Raw genomic sequence first — 25,417 nt, 5'->3', positions numbered from 1 at the left:
CGCGGGCGCTACGTCACGAAAATACTCGCCGAGCTATCCACATGCAGCGGAAATCCGTGGTTCGCGCACCACGCCACCAATTGGACGTAGACCAAGTTCCAATACGGACGCGCCCATGTCGGCGCTAGGTTCTGCCAAGCGGATTCCGTGGGAATGTACACGGAGGGAACGCCCATCGGCATCTCAAGGACGAATTCGCCCAGCGTACAGGAGCAGACTAATTCCTCCTTCCATCGAGGTTGAAAGGTGAAGTCCAAACCTCATTCTCCAGAAATCACGCAGTCAGAACGATTTCAGGCGCAGCCGATCGAGCACATTGAATACGATGTCGGGATCGACTTGCGCGTGGTAGTTGAAGTGCAAATATAGCCCGTCGGAACGAGAGTCAAGGTCCGAAAATGCAATGGGCAACACACTTAGCGGTTTAGGGGCGGCCCATTGCTGTGCAATGACGGCGAGTGGACGCCCCGACACGGCAGACCAAGTCGCTTTCCCGCCGACTATTGAGGGTAGGTAGCTCAATTGCGAAACGTATCGAAGAATGTCAGCGATTGCCCGATCGCTTGAAATACCAAACTCCAAGCGGTGAGGAGCGTCAATGTCGTCTCCGGCTGCAACGCTGTCGCGTGTGACGACGATTTTTTGGTTGTGGCCGCTGTCAGAGTGCGTCATTCGACTGAGTTCAGTTATCGGAGAGGTGCGCGAAGGTATTCAAGATGGCAATTGCCGTGGTGAATGTCAAAAAATCCTCCAAGTTTCGGAGCCAACGAACGAAAAGGGCGCCTGCGCAGGTGTCTTCACATCCAGAATTGAGGGCCATTCGATGCGCGGATTGTAGATGTATCGCGGCAAAACAAAGTATCGGGAATGTCTTACATCGACAATTGTCGTCAGTCTTTCGAATTTTCTCTCCATCCAACTGAAGGCAATGAAGTTCGAGCAGTCCGACATAGAGAACATGCAGCCCCACGCATAGCCCGGAAACCGGCGACCGGCCACATCTACAACGTGATATGAATCCCCGTGCGGAGGTTCGCCCTGATATCGCAGAGTGACCTCATAGCTGCGATCAGGCGGAGTCAGCACATGGTCGCCCATGCCAGCCCAATGGCAAAGGTTGTCAGCGGTAAACTGGATCTCGCAAGGTTCCATCGGCCTGATTTCCGTCGCAAGTGAAGGTGTTTCACCGGATTGTCGACGATTCACGCCGGTATGTCGAACGACCGGTTGTGGCCGATTTGGTGAAGTGTGCGACGGCCGCACATCGACACTACGGTTGACCAGGACTGAACTAAGTTGACTGACCGGTCTGGGAAGATCGTTTGACCGGAGAGGTTCGGTTTTTTTTGAAGGGATCCGTATCTTCCCGCGGCGTTTCCATTGCTGCGTTTGGCTTCAGACCATTTCCCCCCTTCGAATGCGCGCAACTAACTGTCAACGCAATCAGGCCCAATACACGACTTCGTCGCCGCAGGCCTGCAGCAGGAGCGCACTGGACGAGCGGCGGAGACTTGAGGCGGAGCCTAGCCGGTCAGCCTAGTTACCCTACAAAGTCTGTGCACCGGCTTGACGCAGCTTCGGGTTGGCCAGCGCCTTGCGCCCGGACTTTGCCCGAATGCGGGTATCGCCGTCGGGAAACGTCCTGAGTATCCGGGCGTCGCGCACCGGGCTGAAGCGAAAAATGTGCTTCAAGGTCCGCGATAGCGATGAAGCATTCGACGGGGGCATGCCTGAGCAGGAGGCTGAATGAAACGCCTCGTCGATCGACAAGTGTGAGCGGTTCCTTGGTGAAGATATCCAGTCAGGCGAGCTGATTCGGATGCGCCCGCTTCTGTACACACTAACCGTTGATCGCTACGCGGCCGACGCGAGTTGCGTTGCGGGGGGGCGTCTCTCTTACCCACGCTTGCCAAATGCTTCGGCGATCTGTCGTGCCCGTTTTGCCTCGTCGCTGTGCAGATAGATTGATGTCGTGGACACCGACGCATGGCGGAGATTGTCGCGCACGGTGGTGAGCTCGGCGCCGCGCCCCAGCGCATGGGTCGCATGCGTGTGGCGCATCCAGTGGGGGCTCGCGCGACGAAGTTTTGCGGCGAGCGGTGGGTGATCCGCTTCGATCGCGTCGGCGGCCAGCAAGAAAAACCGCCGCAGCACGCCCCACAGCCGCACGCTGCTGATCGCGGCGTCGCTGCCGGCCTCCAGGCTGCCGATAACCGGCGTCGCCGGATTCCAGCGCACCGGCACGACGGGCAGGCCGCGTTCGGCCAGATAGCGTGACAGCGCCTCCCAGGCAAGCGGCGGCAGGGCCACATGCGCCAGTCTGTTCCCCTTGCCGGTCACGCGAAGCCAGTGAACACCCCGCGGATCCGTGCCGATCTGCGCCAGCGTCGCACCGACGAGCTCGCTCGCCCGCAGCCCGGTTGCATAGCCGAAGTCGAGCAGAAAACGCAGCCGCTGGGCTGCCGCAGGCGACCAGGCACGTGACCATTCGAGGCCATCCGCAATCGTGCGGAGCAGATCCCACTCGCCCTCGGTGAACGCATGCGAGACATCCAGCGTGCGGGCCCCAGTTGCATCGCGCACCCTGATCCCGGAGAACGGGTTGGCCAGCACGTAGCGCTGCTCGATGAGCCAGCGGAAGAGGGCGCCCGCGATCGAGAGTGCGTGCGCGACGGAGCGCGCCGACAGACTGCCGGTGAACGGCCGCCAGTCGGGCGCGGTGCGCGGCCGCACCGGTCCCACCCAGCGCGCGCGCGGCGACGGATGGCGCAGGAACGCCCGGTAGGCGATTGCGTCCTCGGTCGTGAGTGAGGACAGCGCGCGGCCGCGCTCGACGATGGCCCACAGGATCAGCCGCTCGGCTTCCCGGCGGTAGGTCCGCTGCGTGGCAGGCGACTCGTGCAGACGGAGCCAGGTCTGGACGGCTTCATGGTCGTTGTTAGCATCGAGCGTGCAGGTCGCGGCGGGCGCACGGAACGTTCCCTGCGAGCCATTGAGCTCATGTGGCAGCCGGATGGACTCCCACGGTGCGATCGCGCCGCGCTCGCTCACCGCAATCAGCGCGCGCGCCTTTTCGGTCAGCGTGGGCCAGGCGGCAAAGAATGCCTCGATCGCCCGGGCGCCTGCGGGCCCGAGCCCCGGGACAGCGGTCCACCACTGGCGCCGGCGCGGGATGCGCACCGTCAGGTCGGCCAGGGTTGTGATGCCTTGCGCGTGCAGTGCGCGAACCGCCCGGGGCGCGAGCCATTGCGCGATGTCATCGGCGATCTGCGGTTCGGGCCGGGGCGCGGCGCGCAGCGTGTCGATTGCCGCTGCAACGGCCTTTGCGTGCCGCTCGCGTTCCTCTGCCGGATGGCTGAGCAGCGCCGCGAGATCGTCACGATGCACGGTGCGCGCGATCGCGACCAGCCTGCGCCGGATCTGACCGAGCACGCCACGCGCGGAGCGGTTGCCGCCGAGTGCGGAAGGCAGATATCGCTCCACGGCGGGCCGCACGGCCAGACCTGCATACCACGCGCGCAGGATCGCGAGTTCGTCGGCATCGGGAAAGCCGGTGGTGTTATCTGCGTCGGAGGCTAAGGCCGGTTTCGAGAGGGTGGTGTCACGCGTTTTCATAGGGGCAAGTTTACTCCGTAAACGGTGACATTATGATAAGAAGGATTATCTTAATAGCGGCGATAAACATCCGGTTTTCCGTCAAACTTCGCGAGCCGGATGTGCCGTCGCATGCTCACAGCGCCGTACGGCTGATCGGGATTGGCCGCCTTTCCGGGTCCACCCTGCGGCGCAGTCCGGCACGAACTTCGCCATCGAATGCGAAATACAGACAGCCACAGCGAAAACCGTCAGGTTCACGTCCGGCAACGCAACAGAGATCCCGTCAACGCGTCACGACGTAAGTTGGCACCGCGCCCCGCGACTACGCCGGTTTATATGAGGGAGTGCTCCATATCGTCGAGTCGGCGTAAGGCAGGGCGGCTTACAACGTCAAAGAGGTGGTGAGGGTCGCCTGATGGAGATCGAGCGGCGAACACCAGTTAATGGCGAGGCGCCAGGCGGGCGCTGGTTACGGGGGCGGCGCTGATAGCCCGGCTTGCGGATGACCTGCACGCCTTTTTTGGACCCGAAATCCGCACCGTAATCTGGCGAGCATACGGGTTCAATACATCCGAGGCGCCAAAAAAAAATTTTCGGACGATACCTGGAAAGTTGACCGCGAGACGAACCTGCGACACCTCTGGAAAATGCGGTATAAACATAAGTCACCGAATTCCAGAAGTTGCTCCATGGCAGATATTTACCTGCTCACCAGGCTGACGCTTGCCCCAGGCGTCGCACATGAATCGCTGCCGGGGACAACGAGAGCCTTCATCGCTGAGTGCTGGCAGAGAATGAGCCGCGCGCAGATGATCGCGCGGGCGAAGTCGCGAGGTCTGCGCCTTTCGTTCCGTGCGGCAGGGCGGTGTATGCAAGGCGACACCGGGCTGTTTGAGCTGCGTTTCGGTGACGGGGCAGCGAGCTGCCTGATGCTCGCGCACCTGCAACGGGTGCGCAAGATTCGCGGCCGCCAGGGCGCCCGTGTTGCTGCCTCCCGGCCGCCCGAGCGCGACCCCCGACAGACCAGTCTCTTCTAGAACACGCGGGCGGTCGCGGTGCCACACGGCTCCCGATATGCTCGCTGCCATCATGGATGGCAGGGGCAAAAAGTGCGGCGTGTAACGGTCAGAAAATCTTCAATCCATGGGCGGGGCGTTTTTGCGCTGCAGCCTATCGCTGCGGTTGAGCGGATCCTTGAATACCGTGGCGAAAATACCTCCTGGCGCCGGGCAGCGGCCAGGCACAAACGCTCTGGCGCGCCGGGGCCAGACATTTATTTTCGGCCTGGCCGACGGACGCGTGATTGATGGCAGTGTGGGCGGCAATAGCGCGCGTTGGCTGAACCACTCGTGCCGGCCGAACTGCGAGGCAGTCGAGGACGAGCGGGGACGGGTTTTCATCGAGACGATCAGGAAGGTAATGCCGGGCGACGAGCTGTTTATCGCGTATGGACTGACGATCGAAGAAGCGCCGACGCCGGAAGTTGTCGCCAACTATGTCTGTTATTGCGGGGCAAAACGGTGCAGCGGATCGATGCTCGCCATGTAATCGGTTGCAGGCGGTTGCGAAGCGATTCCACCAGCTCCTTCGACGCTGACCCGTCAGCGGGTGCCGTCGTAAGAGTCTCCGGCGATTGCGGTGCAGTCCGCCGCGATTCCGCTGTCGCTACTCGCGCGGCATTCGCCGGCTACTCTCCATCCATCGCGTTGAACGCTCAAGGCGCCGTTGCCTGTGTGCAGTCTGTCAGACCGTGCGCCGCGACTTTCATTTCCTGAATGCCGCTTTTTTCGCTTCAACGCACCAATTTGATGGCATATCGACGGACTGCATATCGACGTTTGCGGTTGCGGTAAGCTTACCGGGTTTCCCACCTGGATAAGCTCATGGACAAGACACAAACAGCTGGAGCCAATCCGGGCAATCCGTTGCCCGCCGACGCGTCTGTCGCTTCGCCCACTGCTTCGACCGAAGCCGCCACAACGACAGCAGACCTCGCTGCATTCACGGCGGCATCACCCGGGAGGTTGCCGACCTGGTCGCCCGTGCCAAGATGCGGGCAACGCTGGCTGCCGAGCGACGCGTTTTGCAGGTAGTGCGCCGCCTCGTGGATGAGCGCGAGGAAGCGGCCTATTTGCGCCTAAAGACTAGCTCCAAAGTTCAAGAGCGTCCCAGCCTGCAGGGAATCCCATCGCGTCGACTGTGGCGACACTCGGGCAGGTGGGAAACGAGGCGACAAGCGCCTTGAGTGAACGCTTCCAGTCGTCGTCGAAGCGCAGCGCTTGGAGCAAAAATTGGGTGATGGCGAGTGCGCCGTACACGCGATCTCGGGAATGCGCATTCTGAGGGCCGGCAAGATGCCACAGTACGTCAACCTCGTTGCGACCAGGCGGTTTCGGGTTATCGGTCAGCGAGCGGTTCCACAAGCGACTGTGGTGGGCAGCGATATTCCGTAGGTGACTAATGGTGCGCAGCCAGCTGCCGAGTAAAACATTCCTTGGGATACCGAGTTCGGAGGCAAGCGTCTGACGATCAGCTTGCCGAAGTCCAGAAAAGTAATAAGAGAGCAGACCAAAATCCCAGACTTCAATCGAGATCCAGAGCGGAACCGGCGGGTCGTACTTGCTCCGGTAGTGCTTCATGAAGTCTTCTTTCGAGCGAGCAAGCAGTTTGTCGTGCTGCTCGACCCAAGTCTGGAAATTCGACTGACGCGGTGCCTCGCCAGGCGAGCCGCTCGGTACCTGGCAGAATTTCGGATCGAGAAGAGTCGGCTCAAGATACGCGCAGGGATGCTTTGAACCCATCAGGTAGGCAATCTTCGCTCTAAGTGCCACCTCCAACCGCTCGATTGCCTGCATTGCAAGCAGTCGTAGTGATTGATCGAACTTGTAAAGCTCGGCGACCTGCGAAAATGTCGATCCGGGGATGAACTCGGATAACCGCTGCCCGTTGACTTCGCCTGTCACGCCGTGTTGATCGCGTGACGCCAGCACCCGGAACGGATAAAAATACCCGCTCAGCCGGTAATAGCCCAGATTTTCGAGATGCCAGAGGGCGTGCTGCTCATCGTCAATGGTGAGACCCCGCTGTTTCAGCAGTTCCAACTGCTGGGTGTAGGTCAGGTGTGGCTTCGGATACGGGATGGGCATCGCGAGTGGTATGGCCCTGTTGTTTTATGACCCGTTAACGAGAAAACCCAACCGTGCAAACTGCGCAGAGGGTTGGGCCGTATTACCCACAATTTTAAACTAAAGGCTGGAACCGTCAATAGCGTTGCTATCGGTGTCGCTCGGACACCTCGGTTAAACAACAAGCAGCCTGCCATGACGACTGGCCACGGTACTTCTATGGCCAGTCGTCATGGCGTGAGCAAAGCGAAAATGCTACTTTTCGACCCACATGCAAGGAAATAGTTCCGAAACGCTTACTCAACAAGATAGCTATTTGACATAAAAGAAGTGGCAATCGTACCCCAATATTTGGACGTGGGTTGACATTAGCAATGTCGCTCACAACCCCTGAAGGGGCGGATAGTTTTAGTTATTTGGAATTGAAGTCGTGCTACGGTAGGTCAATTCATAGGCGTAGGGCATGGAAGCGCGAATTGGCGTAGGGTTATCCACGGGGCTGCCGCCCGCTTTTCTATAGCAAGAGGCGAGCAGCCCGGTGGATAACCCGGGGCGGAGGCGATTCGGCTTCTTGCACGTTGTCCGTTACTGGACGACCGTCAACCCGCTTTCCGGGAGAACGATTCATGGGTGCAGACAGCGCTTTGGTCAAACCGGATTGGGAGCGATACCCGCTGATCGCTTCAAACTGTTACGCACGCCGGTGGATAGATAGTTGCTCATCGCTCGGCCTGGCAAGAAATACGATAACGGCATACATGTACGCGGTCGAAGGCTTCCTACGGTTTGGACAGGAGCATGGCGTTGACCTACGTGGCACATCGCACGAAGTTATCGCACGGTATATCGGAGAGATGCGCACCCGGCCGAGCCGATCGCGGTCCAATGAGACTCGGACCGGCTCAGGGGGTTTCTTATCGAATGCGACATTGCAGCAGCGTATTACTGCGGTCCGTTTGCTCTTCGAGTTTCTGATCGATGAAGGACTACTCAGGACCAATCCTGTCAGCCGCGGCCGCTACACGTCATCCAGTCGCTTTGGCGCGGGCAGCGAACGAGGCCTCGTCCAGAGATTTCATAAGCTACCGTGGATTCCAACGGAAGAGCAGTGGACGACCCTGCTCGCTGCGGTTCGCGAAGAACCGATGCGAAACAGGTGCATGCTGGCATTTGCTTACGATGCAGCGCTTCGCCGGGAGGAGTTGTGTCGGCTTCGCAGCAGCGACCTCGATCCAGCGCACCGATTGCTGCGCGTCCGCGCCGAGACAACCAAGGGGCGACGCGAGCGAATCGTGCCGTATTCGGAGACGGCAGCAGAACTGCTGCGGGACTACCTTCGGCACCGGCCGCCAGGGCGAGATCGGCACGCCTTGTTCCTGTCTGAGTCACCTCGCAATCATGGAGCGCCAATCACGTTGTGGACGTGGTCCAAGGTTGTCCGATCCATAGCCCTCCGCGCCGACGTGACGGCGTTTTCTACTCATACGCTTCGACATCTGTGTCTGACCGATCTTGCTCGATCGGGCTGGCAACTGCATGAAATCGCGCGATTTGCTGGCCATCAGAGTCTGGAGACGACGCGCCAATATATTCATCTGTCTGGACAGGATCTGGCAGATCGGTTCGCAAAGACAATGCGGCAGATCCATGCGTGGCGAGTGGAAGCCCGAGCGGCTATTACTGATGGGCAGTAACCGTCATGAACAAAACTCTTACCGGGCGCACTCAGACGCCAGCCTGCGGCGCCGTGCTTGGACCTGGCCATTGCGAATCCTGGCCTATGACCGCGGCGGCGCTTTGACAGCTGCAGAGCAACGAATACTGATATACGGGCTTTCAGGGACGACGCGGACCGAACGCAAGGCAAGCGTGATACTCGACGAGTTGGCTGGGGTCGGGCGGTTGCTGACGCCGATCAACGACGCTCTTGCCGTGGTTGACAGCGAAGGCGAATGTAGCGATCGCGTCAAGGTGATACTTCTTCATCACTGTGCGCGGCAAAGGACTACATTCTGGGCATGGGACAACACCGTCTGGCGCGAGGTGATAGGGACGAGCCAACGTTCGCTTGCCTTGGCCAACCACGTAATAACTTGCGCTGGTGGTGAGCGAGAGGCGTTGATCGCCGTCGCCTATCTACTCCAATGTCTTAACGACACCTCCTGTTTCAAGGGAGTGAAACGGGCTGCCCTAGCAGAAAAGGTTTTCGGCAAGGACCATGTTACTGCGACGTTGAAGCGGGTGACAGATATCGCGGCGAAGTGGGGTTATCGAAGTTCCAACAAACTGCTGATGAGCATGGTTGCCGAACTCCTGCTCATGAACAGACAGCCGGACCTTGAATCCCTGACCGCCGAGCGCATCGAGGAAGCTCGTGTCCGTTGGTGCGACTCGATTCCTCGCAGCTGCCTGTTCTTCCTGTTGACACGTGCCCTGACGGGGCTAGGGATAGTTTTAGATGAGCCCAAGGTGCGCGATACCGTTGACAGGGAATTCATACATGCGGCGGGGATCGCAAATATTGCCTCGGATTGGGTCACGATGGTGGAGCAATGGGAGGCGACCAGCACACTGACAGCACATAGCCGCCGGCAGTTTCGAAGCAGGATTCTGAAGGCTGGTCGCTGGATGAAAGACCAGCATCCCGAGATCACCCGCGCCGATCAGTGGACGCGGGAAACGGCAGCAGAATATGTCGCCGCCGTGGACCGGATGCGTGTCGGAGACTATGTGTGGAACACTGCCGTCTTAAGCGGCAAATCTGGCAAACCGATCGCAGCGCGCTCCAAAAAAGCGCTGCTCGATTCGATGCGGTGCTTTTTTGCAGATGCTCAAGAGTGGGCATGGATACCGCGTCGCTTTGATTCGTCTCGCGCGTTCGCGACACCCCGTTCGGTGAAATCACTCATAGGGCCTTCGCCGCGCACTATTGCCGATGATCTATGGGCCAAGCTTCTCTGGGCGGGGCTGAATCTGACGTTGAGTGATCTTCCCCTGCACGGCAGCGCAGCTTCTGGCAGCGACAATCTGCATGGGAGTCGTCGCTGCACTGGCGGTTACTATCCACTCGAGATGATGCGGGCATTGAGCATCGTATGGCTCTTCGCTGGATTACGTAGCAACGAAATCGTACGACTGCGAGTTGGCTGCGCGCGGAAGGAACCGTTGGCAGGAAATCTGGGTGAGCACTGCTGGATGCTCGATGTTCCGGTACACAAGACTGGAACAGCGTTTTCCAAGCCAATCGACGCCGTCGTTGGGGAAGCAGTCCTGACTTGGGAACGAGTGCGCCCGGTCCAGCCGCTCGCCGTCGACAATAAGACTGGCGAGCAGGTTGAATTCCTGTTCTCGTATCGAGCGAAAATGATCCCGCATAACTACCTGAACCGGCATCTGATTCCCACGCTGTGCCGGAAGGCAGGCATCCCAGCCGCAGACGCACGTGGACAAATTAGCAGCCACCGCGCACGCTCGACAATCGTAAAACGAAGGAAAGTTGTCACTGCACCGTGCTCGCGGGGGCGAAGGTTTAGCCATTGAATTGACAACATTGCTTCGTTAACTGGCGAAGTAAAGTCGTCACTTCGCGTTAGCGCGAATTAAAATTGTCAACTCACGTTCGTCCTAGACCATGAAATCCTCAGGCAGGTGGTCCACATGGTCGACGTTTTGCGAAGCTTCGAGCCGCTCACGCTGCCGCGTCCTCGCGGCGCGCACCGTTATGACGTCTTCAGTCCGAAACTAGGGCGACGTCTGACGCTGTACAGGCGCAGCGCTTTCGAAGCATGGCTGATGCTCGAAGCGGATCCTGCTGCAAAGTCATTCTGTGAACGGCCTGGCTTCATGGCAGTCGACGGGCAACGCTGTGTCGTCGACTTCTGGGCAAGGTCTGATGACGATGAATGCTTGGTAGTACTATCGGAGCCGACACCGGCGACGGATTGCCCGCGGAGTCGTCTTGACTTCGACCCAGAAGCCTTCGCCGTGCGGCACATTGATGCAGCCGAAAGGGCAGCTGCGCGTGTGTGGACCGGAAACTGGCAGCGTATGCTACCCGTACTCGTCGCCGCGCGCGGCCTCGTCATGCCTTCGCTGCGCGGCGCGATCGAGCGCTTCGTCGTGTCATCTCAATCGCTGATGACGATAGAGCGTGAGTTCTCGACTGGCGACCCCGCGCTCATCCGCGCAGCTGTCTTCGAACTGTTGCACTGCGGTCGCATCCAGGCGCTGGAGCTACACACTGAAAGCCTGTCGTTTCTGACGCGCTTTGTTGCGGTCCGGGCCAAATCATGAGCCGCCGTAGTCCCGAATTCCAGACACTGGATCTCGCCTCGTGGCCGACCATCGCATGGACAGAACTCGACGCCACGGGGCGTAGTCGCGTCCAGAAGCATATCGACGCCATTGAGCGTTATGCTAAAGATGAGACTATTGGAAGTATTGAGGCCGTAACTGGAGTCAACCGCAAACAGCTCTACCGGTTTCTCGACAGGGCACTCTCGCTGCATGCCGACGGGCGGATATATGGCTTTCGTGCGCTTGTCGTTCATGCCCGCGTGACGGAATACACACGCCTGCTGCCCGTGACCAAGTGCGGCGAACGGGGCGGTGCCGTGGCTGCGCTTTCGCTACTGTTTGAGTGTTATCCCATGCTCGCTGGCGTGGCTCGTGCTGCAGATCAGACAGCGCCGCGTGACACTCAAGCAGATACCTTCGAACGACGGCATCCGAATCCGGCTGCACGGTTTGCGAGCCCTGCACGAAAGATTTCTGCAGGAGTGCAGGCAACTGGGCTTGACGGCCGCCGATTATCCGTTCAACACCGCGGGGCGGGCGATCCGGTCGCTGTCCTCGCGGGTGAAGGCGGAGCTTTTGCGTGGTTTTGGAATGGTAGCGGCTGCTGCCGGCGCATCGCACCTGAAGGGACTACCCCGAACCGACGATGCGCCTGCTCCCGCAGCGACGCGGCCGTATCAGGTCGTCGAATTCGATGGTCACCGGCTCGATGTGCGGCTGAAGGTTGTCATTCGTGATCCGCTCGGATTCGAGCATGAGTTTGAAATCGAGCGGGTGTGGCTGCTAATGATCATCGACGTATGCACGCGCGTGGTGCTCGGTCATCACCTGGCGCTGACCCGCGAATACAGTCGTTACGATGTGATCAAGACGATCGAGAACGCGCTCGAACCTCGGCCAGTACGCGCCTTCACCATCCCCGGACTTGCCTGCCAACCGCAGGACGGTTTCGCGTCACAGCGCCTGCCCGAGCTTGCCTACGTCAGCTGGGAGTGCATACGACTCGACAATGCGAAGGCGAATCTCGCTGGTGAAACGCTGGCTGCACTCTGTGAGTTCGTTGGTTGCGTCGTCAGTGCAGGACCGAAACACAGTCCGGACGAGCGCCCGTATATCGAGCGCTTCTTTGGCACAATCGCCAGCAGGCTGTCCTCACGCCTCCCAGGCTACACGGGCTCCCATCCTCGTGACCTGCGCCGCGCGCTGGCCGACCCAAAACGTAACCTCCGACTGTATGTGTCGCTTGATGAACTGGACGAGTTGATCACTTATTCGATTGCAAGCTACCACGGCACGCCTCACAGTGGGCTGAATGGCGCGACGCCGCTCGAAGCGATGGAATTCTTTGTTCGTGGAAGAGTGCAATTGCTGGCTTGGTTGCCCGAGGTGCGCAGACGTACGTTATGCCTGATGCAATCCGCGCGGCACTGCCGGGTGCGCGGCTATCTTGCGCTCGGCGTCCGTCCTCACATCAACCTGTTCGGCGTGCGCTATACCAACGTGGTCCTTGCCAGCAGCGCCCAGCTGATTGGCCAATCGCTCCGCGTCTACATCAATGCTGACGATCTGCGCTGCGTACGTGCGTTCCTCGCTGATGGCAGCGAGGTCGGTGTCCTTGATGCACAAGGTGCGTGGCGTGTGATGCCGCACAACCTGACCTTGCGCAGGGAAATACTGAAGGCCAGAAGTGGCAGGGGCTCGGCCCACTTGCCAGCTGAAAATCCGATTGACGCCTACGTACGGACCAAGGTCGCCGCAGCAAGCAGGTCTCGTAGGGCGGCCTCAGATGCAGCGCGGACGCTGCGCCTTCTCGCAAACGCACCAACGGCTAGAACACCGCCAGGGCCGCCAGGATCAGATGCAATTCCAGCAACACCGTCAGCGGAAACAGCGAAGGGGACCGACGTGGTCGCCGATACAGCACCCGTCGAACCGGTTCGTCCGCGCACGCTTGGTATCGGAACGGGGCAGGTCTTTTAGCAGGTTGTACTGACAGGTGGTACCCACAGGAGGGAGGCATGTCGCTTCAGGTCTCGCGTCCAGTCGATCCGTCGCTGCACCCGCTCGTCACTGGAAACTACCGGATTGCCACACCGGCTATCGAATCATTCTACGAACTCGTCGTGAGCTGTCTTCGCTACCGTGTGACGGGCGCACTCATTTACGGCGCTCCGAGGATCGGCAAGACGCGTTCGATAGAATACGTGCGCCTGCTGCTTGCCAGGGAATATCCCAAAGTGACGAGCTATCACGCGCGGTGCGAGCACAAGCCGCGGCACGCTGAAGGGCCATTCTTTTCAAACCTGCTGGAAGCTGTTGGCGATCATGATCCGAACGCGGGCACCAACCCCGCGAAACGCATGCGACTATCGTTGCGGATCCGGGAAGCGGCTGCTCGCGCTGGCAGCGGGACGGTTCTGCTCTTTTGTGATGAGGCGCAACGCTACAACGAAAACGAATACGAGTGGCTGAGGGATGTACACGACGCACTCGACCGCCAGCAGATCAAGCTGTTCACGTTCCTCGTTGGTCAGCAGGAGCTGCTCGCCCAGAAGAGCGCGCTGCAGATCGCCGGCAAGACGCAGATCGTCGCGCGCCTGATGGTCGAAGAACTTGCCTTCCATGGCATCCGCAATGCCGAAGATGTCGCCACGTGTCTGAACGGGTACGACCAGACTGCCTATCCGGAGGGCACGCAGTGGAGCTTCACGAGGTTTTACCTGCCTCAGGCGTTCGATGCAGGTTATCGACTTGTCAGCGATGCGGCCCTACTCTGGAATGCCTTCGAGGCCGCGCACCACAAGGCGACCCTGCCAGGCCGTCTCGAAATACCTATGGAATCGTTTGCGCGGGCCGTCGAGATCGTGCTCAAGGATAGCGAACTCAGGGATGCTCCGGGGTATTGTCCGGGTGCCTCGTTATGGGCCCACGCTGTGCGGCACTCCGGCTATGTCCAGTCGCGCCATGCAACCGGCCGTGTGCTCGTCCATGCGTAAGGAGGCGCCCGCGCTCATTGCGCCGCGCTTTCCAATCCTCAGCCTCGAAGAGCGCCGTTTCACCCCGGCATTGGGCTTCATATTCGATGCGAGGTGGCTGTTGCCTGGTGAATCGATCGTATCGATCCTGTGGAAGTTCGCGCGTGCAAATGGACTGCCTGGGCACACACTGGTCCGGCTGATGGGTGTGGACATTGACCCATACGAAGGCGTTGAGCCGTTACGTGATGCCGTCGATCTTAAACATCTGAGGCGCATGCTGCTGTTGCCCGGCAAGGCGTTGCGCGCTTCACTCCTTGACGCTGGACAGCGGGGACGGCATCACCCGGTTTTCCGGTATTGCAGGCAATGCGTATTGCTCGGTCATCACAGCGTGACGTACCAGATGTTCAGCGAAAACCGTTGTCCCGCTCACCAACGAAAGCTCGAGACGCAATGCCATCGTTGCGGGCGGGAAACACCCTACATCCTCAACGCGAGTCTTGTGGGATCGCCGTATCGCTGTGCGCAATGCGGCGAGCTGTATGCGCGTCAATCTCCTCCTGCCTTTGCAGCGAAACCAGCGATGCGCAAGGAGCATCGTATTGCCATCGCGCGACATTTCCACAATCGCATGGCAGGCAGCTTTTGCCTTGGCAAGGATGAACGCAACCTGTAGCTCGCGGCCTCGTGGCAGGGGCGCTCGCCTCATAGATCAGAAGCTTTCCATTAATCTGCGTCACGAAACTGTCGTGCGAACTACGCAAAAACGGGTGTTGACGACTTTACTTCGTTTTTGGTGACAAATTTACTTCGCTCTACGCCTGCGGACTCCGCGTTCTTTGCGCCACTGGCGTTCAGCCTGGTCGAAGAAGATGTGAAAGCCGAAAAGCTAAGCGAGTGAGATGGCATTTATTCGTGGCGCATCAGATAAATTCACAATAAATCAGTTTTATTCCATATCGGTTTTTCAATCTGTCTGATAGTCTCGTTCGCTACACGCTTGAAAGAATTTTTGAGGAGCGACGCCTGTTCTGCCGTCATGGCCTTGCGTCGTCGTGAAGGGCATGGAAAACGCCGTTGCATTGCGCAGGGCTTCATCCAGTATCACAGGTACAAGCAATGAATAATCGCTGTTATCGGCTTGTTTTCAGCAAGCTCCGGGGTATGCTCGTCGCCGTTTCGGAAACGGCAACCACGCACGGGAATTCCGGTCACGGCGAAAGCGGCCCAGCGGTCGCACTGCAATCCTTCACGCTCTTCCCAATGCGTCATGCAGCGTTTGCTGCGCTCGTTCTCTTTGGTCTCGCGCCAGCGGTCTCGGAAGCGCAGATTGTGCCGTCCGGCGCGCACGCACCAAACGTAATCACTACGGCGAACGGGCTTCCGCAAGTGAACGTTACCAAGCCCTCCGGGGCTGGTGTGTCACTTAACACATATTCACAGTTCGACGTCCAGAAAAACGGAACCATTCTCAATAATTCGCCCGTTATAACAGGCACGCAACTGGCCGGGCAAATATCGGGGAATCCGAATTTTGGTCCGAATGACGCGGCGAAGATTATCGTCAATCAGGTCAACAGCAACAACCCGTCGCAACTCAGAGGTTACGTTGAAGTTGCAGGCAGGAAAGCCGATGTCGTCATTTCTAACGGGTCGGGGATCGTGGTCGATGGCGGCGGATTTATCAACACTGCACGTGGCATTTTAACGACCGGCAATCCGCTTTTCGATGGCAGCGGGAATCTGACGGGCTTCAGTGTAACGGGCGGTCTGATTACTGTCCAGGGCGCGGGCCTGAACGCGTCGAATATTGATGAAGTTGATCTGTTGTCCAGAGCCCTCGAAGTCAATGCGGCCATTTACGGCGGCAATACGCTTCACGTCGTGACGGGCGCTAACAGCATCGATTACACGAGCCTCGTTCCCACGCCCATTGCAGGTAGCGGACCCGCACCCGGTGTCGCCATCGACGTATCGCAACTGGGGGGTATGTACAGTAACCGTATCGTGTTGGTTGGCACGGAAAACGGCGTGGGGGTCGCGAACGCAGGCATCATTGCCGCGCAGGCGGGCGACCTCATCCTCACAAGTGCTGGTCAGCTTGTGCAGTCCGGCAAGGTGAATGCGAGCGGCAATGTCGGAATCAGTGCGACGGGGGTCACGAATACGGGCACCGTCTACGCCGAGGGTAATACCGCGATTGGTACGGCGGGAGCGGTCACGAACAGCGGGACAGTTGCCGCCCAGCAAAATACGTCGATCACAGCAGGCAGTATCGCATCGACCGGCACACTCGGTGCGGGTGTGAATGGCGACGGCTCGGTGGGCGGCAGCGGCGACCTGCTGCTCTCCACATCCGGCCAGCTTGACGCTACCGGCCTGAACGTGGCGGGCGGCAACGCGACGCTGACAGGTAGCGGCGTGAATCTCGCGGGCAGCGAGACGGCAGCGAACGGCAACCTGTCGCTGGCAGCCTATGCCGGTGACGTGAACCTTACCGGAGCGACCACGAGCGCCGGGGGCGCCGTGAACGCACAGGCGAGCGGCGCACTGGTCAACGACAGCGGTTCGCTTACCGCAGGCAGCGGTATCACGCTGAATACGGGCAGCATCTCGAACCAGCACGGCGAGGTGTCCTCACAGGGTGCGCTCGTCGCGCAGACCTCCGGGCCGATTGCGAACCAGAATGGCCAGATGGTGTCGCAGGGCGCGATGCAGGTCAGCAGCGGCGGTGCCATTGCGAATAGCGCGGGCGTGATGCAGGGCGCTGCCGGCGTGTTGGTAGCCGGCTCGTCACTGGACAATACGGCGGGCCGTATCACCTCCCTCTCCAGCGACGGGCTCTCGGTCACGACCACCGGACAGCTACTGAATGCAGCGGGAACCACGGCAGGCGGCGCACAAGGTGGTGTAATCGGCGGCAATGGCGCCGTGACGTTGCAGGGCGGGAGCGTTGTCAACCACGGCGTGGTCAGCGCACAGACGGACCTCAAGGTTGACACGCAGTCCCTGAACAACGACTCGGGCGCGCTTCAGGCCCAGAACAATGCAACCATCAACGCCGGAGCGCAGCTCACCAACAATGGTGGCGCCATTGTTGCGGGCGAGGTAGCAAGCCTGAGCGCCACGACGCTGGATAACAGCGGCGGCGTCACCCAGGCCGCGCAGCTGTCGCTCAACGCGACGAACCTGCTCAATCACGCCGGGAGCCTTACCCAGACGGGGACGTCAGCAATGAACGTGGCCGTTTCGGGAACGCTGGACAATTCGGCGGGCGGGACGATCCAGACGAACAGCACGAACCTCGATCTCGCTCCGGCCACGCTCATCAACGACAACGCCACCATCACGCACGCCGGCACCGGCACGCTGACGATTGAAGCTGGCAATGGCACAGGCATGCTGTCAAACGTCAACGGCAAGATTCAGGGCAACGGCGAAGTGGTTGCCCAGGCCGGCGCATTCAACAACACCCAGGGCCAGGTCGTCGGTCAAAACGGCCTCACCGCGACCGTGAGCGGCGCGCTCAACAACACAGACGGCAAACTGCTGTCGAATGCGGACCTGAGCCTCACGAGCGGCACGCTGGCCAATGATGGCGGCCAAGCCGGCGCGGGTGCGAACGAAACGATCCATGCTGGCTCAGTCACGAACAACGGCGGTGTTTTTGTCGCGCCGAACCTGTCGATCACGACAGATGGTACGTTCGATAACAGTGGCGGCGAAACGCAGGCCAACCAGCTTGCCTTGTCGGCCGCTGACCTGCTGAACCACGGCGGCACCATTACGCAGTTTGGCGCATCACCGATGGCACTTGATGTCAGCGATACGCTGGACAATTCCGCGAATGGTGTCATCCAGGCCAACAGTACGGACCTCACGCTCGCCCCTGCCAGTCTCATCAACGACAATGGCGGTACGATCACGCACGCGGGGACTGGCACGCTCACGATTGATCCGGGCAATGGTTCAGGTTCCTTCTCGAATGCGGGCGGCCAGGTCCTCACGGCGGGGCAGCTTCAGGTCACGGCTGGCAGCGTCAACAATCAGGCGGGAGCACTCGCGGCACAGGGGGCCATCTCGGCAAACGTTGCGGGGGGCGTGAACAACAACCAGGGCGTTGTGCGATCGCTGTCCTCGATCGACCTCGCGAGCGGCGGAGCGCTGACGAACGTGAACGGGCAAATCCAGTCCGGCACGGGTTCGCCCGGCGACACCAGCACACTCGGTCTTCAGGCCGCGTCGATTGATTCCACAAATGGCCTCATCGGCAACCTCGGCACGGGCGATACCACCGTGCAGGGCGGCAGCCAGATCGTCAACAGTAACGGGCTGATTGCGGGTAACGGGGCCGTGAAGCTCAACGCGTCGTCCATCTCGAACACGCAGAACGGCCAGGTGGCCGGCGCGGCCGTTTCGATCCAGACGGGCACGCTCGATGACACGGCCGGCAAGATGGGCACCTTTGGCGGTTCGGGTGGTGATGTCGTTATTACGGCCACGGGGGCTGTGTCGAATACCAACGGCCGGATCGGCGCCGATCATGACCTGCTGATCAGTGCCGCAACGCTCACGGGTGGAGGCGCATACAGCGCAGCCAATGACGTGACGGCAAACCTGCAGGGTGACTTCGCGCCGACGTCGGCCATGCAGTTCACGGCCGGTCACGATCTCACCTTTACCCTGCCGGGCACATTCAGCAATTCCGCCACGCTCCAGGCGGTCGATAACCTGAATGTCAACGCGAACGACATCAACAACAGCGGCGCCATGATGGCGGGCGGTACCGTCTCAACGCACTCGAACACGCTCGAAAACTCGGGCGCGATTGTGGGCAGCAGCGCATCGCTGAACGCGACCACCCGTATTTCGAACGTGGGTCCGACCGCGCTCATTGGTGCCACCGACAGCAACGGCCTGCTTGAACTGCTCGCGCCTGACATCGAGAACCGCGACGACACCACGGCCACCGACACGCAGGCGACCACCGCGATTTTCGGTCTTGGCCGGGTCGTGCTCGCGGGCGGCAAGGACGCAAACGGCAATTACACCAACGCGAACCTGATCGACAACGTGTCGGCGCTCATCCAGTCCTCGGCTGACATGGCGATGTACTCGAATCAGGTCACCAACACGCGACGCGTGATGACGACCGACGGGGCCTACACCGAAGCGGTTGATCCGTCGATCATCGAGCAGCTTGGTATCAGCCTGTCGGGATGTACGGCCGCGTACATGGCCGCATGCGGTCCTGGTAATCCGCAGGTCATGGGCATCCAGTTTGATCCGACCGCTTCCAACTACGATCCCGCCGTCATCGCTGCATTGCAGGCCGGGCCTGGCGGCATGCCGACCAATCCGCCGCACGGCGGCCAGTGGAACAGTACGTACCAGTACACGACCTATACGGGCGTGGCGCTCGGGAACCTGATTACTGCCATCAGCCCGAAGGCGCAGATCATGTCGGGTGGCAATCTGGACCTGTCGAATGTGGGCCTGTTCCAGAACTACTGGAGCGCGGTGGCCGCCGTGGGCAACATTGCGATGCCGGCCTCCCTCGACGCGAATAGCTGGGCCGGACAGCTTGCGCCCGGTGTGCAGGTGACGTACTCGGGCCAGTATCACTACGATAACTACGACAATAGCGAATACAACTGGCAGTTGCCGTTCGGCAATGCGACATTCGTCACCTCCAATCCGGGCGGCTACCAGGTGGCCCCGGCTGACGTCAAGGTCTACGGTCTGCCCGCCTACGAATCCACCTGGGGCGCGGGCGGCACGATTTCCGGTAACGGTGTCAGCATCAACAATACCGCCGGTAACGCTGGCATTCCGTCGCTCGGCCTGGTCAACGGTCAGTCGATCTCGGGCGTCAATGTCGGCTCGGTTAGCGGCAGCGCGAACGGCACAAAGAGTGGTTCAGCTTCTGTCCAGGGCAACGCAACCCAGGTCGATCCGGTCATAGCACACGCGACGGCGGTGAGCGTCCTGAGCAACCTGTCGGTTCCCCAGGGCGGCCTGTTCAGTCGCGATACGGCACCGAACGCGCCGTATCTGATCGAGTCGAACCCGGCCTTTACGAGCGCGAAATCGTTCATTTCAAGCGACTACTATCTCCAGCAGCTTGGCCTGAATCCGCAGACGGTGGAGAAGCGCCTGGGCGATGGTCTTTACGAGCAGCAGCTCGTGCAGAACCAGATCACGTCGCTGACCGGCAAGGCCGTGCTTGGCCCCTACACCGATACGCAATCGATGTATGAGTCGCTGATGGCCGCGGGCGCTTCGCTTTCCGAATCCCTCAACCTGCCGCTGGGCATGGCGCTGTCTCCCGCACAGGTTGCGGCCCTGACGACCAACGTCGTCATCATGCAGACCGAGATTGTTGACGGGCACTCGGTACTGGTGCCGGTCGTCTATCTCGCGCAGGCCAGCCAGCAGAACATGAACGGGCCGCTCATCACGGCGACCGACATCGACCTCCAGAACGCGCAGACCTTCACGAACAGCGGCACGATGCAGGCCAGCAATTCGTTGACGATCAACGGCAAGTCGATCGACAACGCGTTCGGCACGCTGCAAAGCGGTGGCCTCATGTCGCTGACGACAACCGGGGACGTGAATTTTACCTCCGCGACGGTAAACGCCGGAAGTCTGGCGCTGAATGCGGGCGGCAATCTGCTGCTGAACACGGCAACGAATACGGTGAACCAGGTCAGCGCAACGGGTGCCACGCGAACCACGACCACGCTTGGCCCCATCGCGAACCTGAACGTCAAGGGCGATGCTGCGATTGTGACGGGAGGCAACGTCGAGCAGAACGGGGCCAACCTGAACGTGGGCGGTAACCTCGGCATGGCCGTTGGCGGCAACTACGACATCGGCACCGTGCAGACCGGCGAGCAGAAAGTGGTCCATGGCGCGAACGGCGTGTCGGATACGAACATCAATAGCGCGACTGGCAGTTCGGTGAACGTCGGTGGCATTTCGCAGATCGGTGTCGGCGGCAACCTGACCGCGACCGGTGCGAATATTAACCTCGCTGGAGGCGGTATCGTTGCGGCGAAGGGTGACGTGACGCTCCAGGCCGCCACCACCACTTCCACCGTCGATAGCAGCAGCGCGGGTAGCGATCATCACGGCAGCTATTCGGCGTCGATGCACACCTCCGACGATACATTGACTGCGACGACGCTTAAGGCCGGTAACTCGCTGATCGTGGCCTCTGGCAACGATATCAATGTCGCCGGTAGCACGATCAGCCTCGCCCAGGGGGCCGCGACGCTTGCGGCAACGAACAATGTCAACATCGGTGCAGCCACTGAAACGCGTGTCGACAATTCGCAGGAGCAGCACAGTCACAGCAATGTGGTGAGCGGCAAGGAAGTTTCGAGTTCGAGCGATACGACCACGACGATTTCACAGGGCAGCCTGATCTCTGCCGATAGCGTGGCAATCTCAAGCGGAAAGGATATCAACGTCGCAGGCAGCGCTATCGTCGGCACGAATGACGTGGCATTGAGCGCTGCGCACGATGTGAATATCACCACGTCGCAGGACACCATGCAGTCGTCGAGCAGCTACCAGGAGAAGGATTCGGGCCTGGGGGCAAGCGGCCTGAGCGTCACGGTTGGTACCCGGCAGACCGCAACCACGGACCAGCAATCGTCCGTTACGAACAACGCCAGCGTAATCGGTTCATCGACCGGCAACGTTTCGATTACGGCAGGACACAATGTTGGCATTTCCGGTAGCGAGGTCGTTGCGGGCGGTGATGTGGCGCTGACCGGCCAGAACGTCGCCGTCAATGCTGCCTACGACACCTACAAGGACAACCAGACGCAGCAGACCAGCCAGTCGGGCCTGAGCGTTGGCCTCGGCGGTGGCCTCCTGAGCCTCGGCCAGCAGATGGCGTCTACCGTGCGCCAGGGCGTCCAGTCGGGTGATTCGCGCCTCACAGCGGTACAGGGTGTGGCGGCGGCCGAAATGGCCTACCAGAATCGCGGCGCTATCGGCAATGCAGCCAGCGGCCTCGCGAACGGTGACGCCAGCGCAGCGACGCAAGGCGTCCAGTTGCAGATCAGCGTCGGGTCGAGCCACAGCAGCAGCAATTCCAGCACGTCGATTACGACCGCGAAAGGCTCCTCGATCATCGGTAACGGCAACGTGACCGTGACGGCCACCGGCGCACCAGACGCAAACGGCAACGCGCAGGCGGGCACGGGTGACATCACCATGACCGGCGCAACCGTGACCGGGAAAAACGTCACGCTGGATGCGAACAATGCGATCACGCTGCAAAGCGCGCAGAGCACCGAAACAGACACCAGTTCGAACAGTTCGAGCGGCTGGAATGCGGGTGTTGGGATCGGCGTAGGCAAGAGCACCGGAATCAGCGTCTTCGCCAACGGGCAGAACTCGCACGGCCAGGGTAACGGCAGCAGCGTGACCCAGGACAATACAACCATCGCGGCGGGCGACACGCTCACGATGAAATCCGGTGGCGATACGACGCTTGCAGGCGCGCAGCTTTCAGGCAACACGGCCAAGGTGGACGTTGGCGGCAACCTGACGATGACGAGTCTCCAGGATACCTCGACCTACAGCAGCAACCAGCACAGTAGCGGTGCGAGCGGTACGCTGACCTTTGGCTACGGCAGCAACGTGGATGCCTCGATCAGTCATACCGGCATCGACAGCAACTATGCGTCCGTGAACCAGCAGACAGGGATCGTGGCTGGCACTGGTGGCTTCGACGTGAACGTGGCGGGTCATACGCAGCTTAACGGCGCCGAGATTGCGAGCGCGGCCCCTGCCGCGAACAACAGCCTGACGACGGGAAGCCTTGGTTTTACCGACGTTCAGAATACGATGTCGTATTCCGGCTCGACGCAAGGGTTCTCGCTCTCGGGTGGGCCGAGCTTTGCGCAGACCAGCGACAGCGCAAGTGGTACGACGCATGCAGCGGTGAGCCCGGGCACGATTACGGTGAAGTCCGACCAGCAGAGCGGTACGGACAGCACGGCGGGCCTGTCGCGTGACACGGCCAATGCAAACCAGACCGTGCAGAACACGTTCAACCTGCAACAGGTTCAGAACAACCTCGCGTTCGCTCAGGCGTTTGGCAAGACTGCAACCTATGCGGCTGGCCAGATTGCGGACCAGCTTGAGAACAACAATCCGGCCTTTGCCGAGGGCGGCGCTGCGCGCGATGCGATGCATGCGGCGGTCGCTGCTATCGGCGCAGCGCTGGGAGGCGGCAACATCGCAGGTGCGGTGGGCGGTTCGCTCGCGGGTGACGCGTTGCAGTCGCTGGCGCAGCCGATCATCGAGCAGGCTGTTGCGCTGGTGCCAGTCGAAGATCAAACCGCTTTGCGCAATGCACTTAATCAGGTTGTCTCTGCGGCAGGCGGTGCGGCTGGAGGTGCACTGGCAGGCGGCGGATCGTCGGGCGCGATTGCGGGTGCAGGTTCGGCGTCGAACAACGAAGTGTTCAATCGTGAACTGGATCAAAGTGAGGCCCAGAAGCTCAAGCAGTCGCAGGCAGGACAAACGCCGGAAGAGCAATACAAGCTCGCCGCAGCCGAATGCGCGCTGGTCCATTGCGCCGATGGCGTGCCGTCTAGCGACCCGCAGGCGGCCACCTTGCAACAAATGCAAGATGACGGCGAGAAGTTTACGGCGGAGCAGGCCCAACTCAAGGCGGCTGGAGCATTCGACGGCTACGATACATTTGGCGATGCGCTTGTCGATGCGTATAGCAAATCGCAGACGATGAACCGAGTGAACGGTGCGGTACAGGGCGTTCTGGGAGCCGCAGGCGCAGCAGCACTGGTAGCAGCAGGTTGTGAGACTGGCGTAGCGTGCGGTGTTGCCGTTACGGGTGCGGTGACCGCTCTGGACTACTCGAAAGCGGGCTTTACGGAGGCGACAACCGGGATTCTGACGCCAACATATGGTGAACAGGCGCTTCAGTCACTCGGGTTGAGTCCAGGGTCAGCGGCGCTCGCTTACGCAGGCCTGAGTCTGGGCACTGCGGCTGGAAGTACGGCGCTGGCAAATCAGGCTGCGGCAACGAGCAATGCCGAAGCGCTCGCGGCACAGATAAACAATTTCTATCGTGATGGTGCTTCTCCTGAACTACTGACGCAGGCATACAATCAGGCTGCGCTCAGTTCGACGCACAACGCGTCGTCGTCGGAAGTGATTTTGGGCCCATACGTTGCAGGAAGCGCGAGCTCATATGACGCCGTGGCTCAAGCGCAAGGTGCGACGTATTTTTCAATGTCAGACTGGAGTTCAGTGCAGAGCCAACTCGGTGCTCAGAATATGTGGAATATCAATCAAGCGTTCCTCGATCAGCAAATTGCTGAAGGTAAGAGTTTTGCATTTACTATAGATCCGACAGCAGCTAGAGCAAGCTCATACACCGAAATGGAAGTCCAATACCTGCAAAGCAAGGGTTATTCATTTAAACAAGGTGAAGGAGGTCTTTATTATGCAACTAAAAAATGATTTGGAAGGCAGGAAATTACTGGACGATACGGTTCGCGCCTATTATCGAAAAACTGGTAATAGAAGTATCAAGCACTTCCTCTGGTCGGAAGACAGGGGTGCGCTTGCCTCTCATTTCCTGCTGGATAAGAAGCATGTTCTGAAAATCTCTATCGGAGAGGATCGAGGTGCTTACTTGACGAGCATTCAGTTGGGTATCGGCCCGCACTACTTCGGCCCTGCGGATTTTTGGTCCTACGAAGATTATAGAAGATTCAAGATTGAGGCAGATACATGGTCCATCGAATTTAATCTTCAATTGATGGACGAGTTTTTTGGATATAAGGAATATCTGCCGAAATATGATTGATTGTGAGCGAGATCGGGAAACTAAAAGACACGGCAAGAGTATTTCGCGCGTTACTTGGTGGACGTGATTGGGCCGATACGGATGTGCAATTGTTGCTGCGGTGGCTAACCCCTCTCTTTGATGAAATTGAGGCGGGTAACGTACAACCACCGCAGCGCTACAGATACCGCCAGGCCCTCGGAAAAGACAATCCGTTCTATGCGCCGGGTTCTCCTCTTGCGGAAGCTGAGGCCCAATTCATTTCGGCCTTGGAAGATTGGGAATCGCAGGAGTGGTATCAGGCAACTATTAAGCAAACCAAGGGTAACAATGCCGAGTAGCCCAAAGCGAAGAATTCTATTTGCATCCGTCATGCTGCTGGCCGGATGCCAAAACGTGCCTCCCGGTGCGCCCCCCATGCCGCCGCCGAAACCTGAAATGCAGCCCGTGCTGCCACCTAACTCCAATGCATTTTGGGTTATTGGCTTCTGGAAATGGAGCGGTACGGAATGGGTGTGGACTCCTGGCCATATTTCACCCAGGCCCGGACTGTAGGACAGACAACAAGAAAACGAGAACAA

The 25,417-nt window shown here is 59.8% G+C and carries 14 protein-coding genes and 1 pseudogene; 11 read left to right on the top strand and 4 right to left on the bottom strand.

Features of this window, described 5'->3' with window-relative positions; genetic code table 11:
- Window positions 1-282: 282 nt before the first annotated feature.
- The 3 genes from AAGS40_RS30515 to AAGS40_RS30505 form a co-directional block, all read right to left on the bottom strand.
- Window positions 283-672, bottom strand: coding sequence for a hypothetical protein (locus AAGS40_RS30515; RefSeq protein WP_345817731.1), 390 nt, complete (start codon window positions 670-672; stop codon window positions 283-285).
- 873 nt (window positions 673-1,545) lie between these two features.
- On the bottom strand, window positions 1,546-1,770 hold the full coding sequence (locus AAGS40_RS30510; RefSeq protein ID WP_345817730.1) for a hypothetical protein: 225 nt from the start codon (window positions 1,768-1,770) through the stop codon (window positions 1,546-1,548).
- Window positions 1,771-1,896: 126 nt separating this feature from the next.
- The gene (locus AAGS40_RS30505; protein WP_345817729.1) at window positions 1,897-3,615 is read right to left on the bottom strand and encodes a phage integrase family protein; all 1,719 of its coding nucleotides are present in this window, start codon (window positions 3,613-3,615) and stop codon (window positions 1,897-1,899) included.
- A 671-nt stretch (window positions 3,616-4,286) separates the two neighbouring features.
- Between AAGS40_RS30505 and AAGS40_RS30500 the strand changes: the two genes are divergently transcribed.
- Both AAGS40_RS30500 and AAGS40_RS30495 read left to right on the top strand, forming a co-directional pair.
- Window positions 4,287-4,634, top strand: coding sequence for a hypothetical protein (locus tag AAGS40_RS30500; protein ID WP_345817728.1), 348 nt, complete (start codon window positions 4,287-4,289; stop codon window positions 4,632-4,634).
- 72 nt (window positions 4,635-4,706) lie between these two features.
- A pseudogene (locus AAGS40_RS30495) lies at window positions 4,707-5,145 on the top strand (SET domain-containing protein-lysine N-methyltransferase).
- A gap of 596 nt (window positions 5,146-5,741) precedes the next feature.
- Here AAGS40_RS30495 and AAGS40_RS30490 read toward each other — a convergent pair.
- Complete coding sequence (locus tag AAGS40_RS30490) at window positions 5,742-6,743, bottom strand: Abi family protein (RefSeq protein WP_345817727.1); 1,002 nt, start codon at window positions 6,741-6,743, stop codon at window positions 5,742-5,744.
- Window positions 6,744-7,348: 605 nt separating this feature from the next.
- Here AAGS40_RS30490 and AAGS40_RS30485 point away from each other — a divergent pair.
- The 9 genes from AAGS40_RS30485 (at window position 7,349) to bcpO (ending at window position 25,391) form a co-directional block, all read left to right on the top strand.
- Window positions 7,349-8,416, top strand: a complete 1,068-nt coding sequence (locus AAGS40_RS30485) for a tyrosine-type recombinase/integrase (RefSeq protein WP_345817726.1) — start codon at window positions 7,349-7,351, stop codon at window positions 8,414-8,416.
- Window positions 8,417-10,379: 1,963 nt separating this feature from the next.
- Window positions 10,380-11,015: a hypothetical protein gene (locus tag AAGS40_RS30480; RefSeq protein ID WP_345817725.1), complete on the top strand. Its 636-nt coding sequence runs from the start codon at window positions 10,380-10,382 to the stop codon at window positions 11,013-11,015.
- 375 nt (window positions 11,016-11,390) lie between these two features.
- The gene (locus AAGS40_RS30475) at window positions 11,391-12,998 is read left to right on the top strand and encodes an integrase (protein WP_345817724.1); all 1,608 of its coding nucleotides are present in this window, start codon (window positions 11,391-11,393) and stop codon (window positions 12,996-12,998) included.
- A gap of 38 nt (window positions 12,999-13,036) precedes the next feature.
- Complete coding sequence (locus tag AAGS40_RS30470; RefSeq protein WP_345817723.1) at window positions 13,037-14,014, top strand: ATP-binding protein; 978 nt, start codon at window positions 13,037-13,039, stop codon at window positions 14,012-14,014.
- Complete coding sequence (locus AAGS40_RS30465) at window positions 13,983-14,672, top strand: hypothetical protein (protein WP_345817722.1); 690 nt, start codon at window positions 13,983-13,985, stop codon at window positions 14,670-14,672. Before AAGS40_RS30470 ends, AAGS40_RS30465 begins: the two co-directional genes overlap by 32 nt.
- A 443-nt stretch (window positions 14,673-15,115) precedes the next feature.
- Window positions 15,116-24,508, top strand: a complete 9,393-nt coding sequence (locus AAGS40_RS30460) for a hemagglutinin repeat-containing protein (RefSeq protein ID WP_345817721.1) — start codon at window positions 15,116-15,118, stop codon at window positions 24,506-24,508.
- On the top strand, window positions 24,492-24,857 hold the full coding sequence (locus AAGS40_RS30455; protein WP_345817720.1) for a hypothetical protein: 366 nt from the start codon (window positions 24,492-24,494) through the stop codon (window positions 24,855-24,857). The genes AAGS40_RS30460 and AAGS40_RS30455 overlap by 17 nt, the downstream gene beginning before the upstream one ends.
- The gene (locus AAGS40_RS30450) at window positions 24,854-25,177 is read left to right on the top strand and encodes a hypothetical protein (RefSeq protein ID WP_345817719.1); all 324 of its coding nucleotides are present in this window, start codon (window positions 24,854-24,856) and stop codon (window positions 25,175-25,177) included. The genes AAGS40_RS30455 and AAGS40_RS30450 overlap by 4 nt, the downstream gene beginning before the upstream one ends.
- Window positions 25,167-25,391, top strand: coding sequence for a CDI system lipoprotein BcpO (bcpO, locus tag AAGS40_RS30445; RefSeq protein ID WP_345817718.1), 225 nt, complete (start codon window positions 25,167-25,169; stop codon window positions 25,389-25,391). The genes AAGS40_RS30450 and bcpO overlap by 11 nt, the downstream gene beginning before the upstream one ends.
- Window positions 25,392-25,417 lie beyond the last annotated feature (26 nt).

The organism is Paraburkholderia sp. PREW-6R, assembly GCF_039621805.1.
In the GTDB taxonomy this organism is placed as follows: domain Bacteria; phylum Pseudomonadota; class Gammaproteobacteria; order Burkholderiales; family Burkholderiaceae; genus Paraburkholderia.
The sequence above is the reverse complement of the archived record's forward strand: the minus strand, read 5'-3'. Positions and strand labels throughout refer to the sequence as shown.

What these genes read in the sequence shown, in the direction of transcription:
- AAGS40_RS30515 (WP_345817731.1), bottom strand. Translation starts at nt 672, where the DNA reads ATGACGCACTCTGACAGCGGCCACAACCAAAAAATCGTCGTCACACGC.
- AAGS40_RS30455 (WP_345817720.1), top strand. Translation starts at nt 24,492, where the DNA reads ATGCAACTAAAAAATGATTTGGAAGGCAGGAAATTACTGGACGATACG.
- bcpO (WP_345817718.1), top strand. Translation starts at nt 25,167, where the DNA reads ATGCCGAGTAGCCCAAAGCGAAGAATTCTATTTGCATCCGTCATGCTG.
- AAGS40_RS30465 (WP_345817722.1), top strand. Translation starts at nt 13,983, where the DNA reads ATGCAACCGGCCGTGTGCTCGTCCATGCGTAAGGAGGCGCCCGCGCTC.
- AAGS40_RS30500 (WP_345817728.1), top strand. Translation starts at nt 4,287, where the DNA reads ATGGCAGATATTTACCTGCTCACCAGGCTGACGCTTGCCCCAGGCGTC.
- AAGS40_RS30460 (WP_345817721.1), top strand. Translation starts at nt 15,116, where the DNA reads ATGAATAATCGCTGTTATCGGCTTGTTTTCAGCAAGCTCCGGGGTATG.
- AAGS40_RS30470 (WP_345817723.1), top strand. Translation starts at nt 13,037, where the DNA reads ATGTCGCTTCAGGTCTCGCGTCCAGTCGATCCGTCGCTGCACCCGCTC.
- AAGS40_RS30505 (WP_345817729.1), bottom strand. Translation starts at nt 3,615, where the DNA reads ATGAAAACGCGTGACACCACCCTCTCGAAACCGGCCTTAGCCTCCGAC.
- AAGS40_RS30485 (WP_345817726.1), top strand. Translation starts at nt 7,349, where the DNA reads ATGGGTGCAGACAGCGCTTTGGTCAAACCGGATTGGGAGCGATACCCG.
- AAGS40_RS30490 (WP_345817727.1), bottom strand. Translation starts at nt 6,743, where the DNA reads ATGCCCATCCCGTATCCGAAGCCACACCTGACCTACACCCAGCAGTTG.
- AAGS40_RS30480 (WP_345817725.1), top strand. Translation starts at nt 10,380, where the DNA reads ATGGTCGACGTTTTGCGAAGCTTCGAGCCGCTCACGCTGCCGCGTCCT.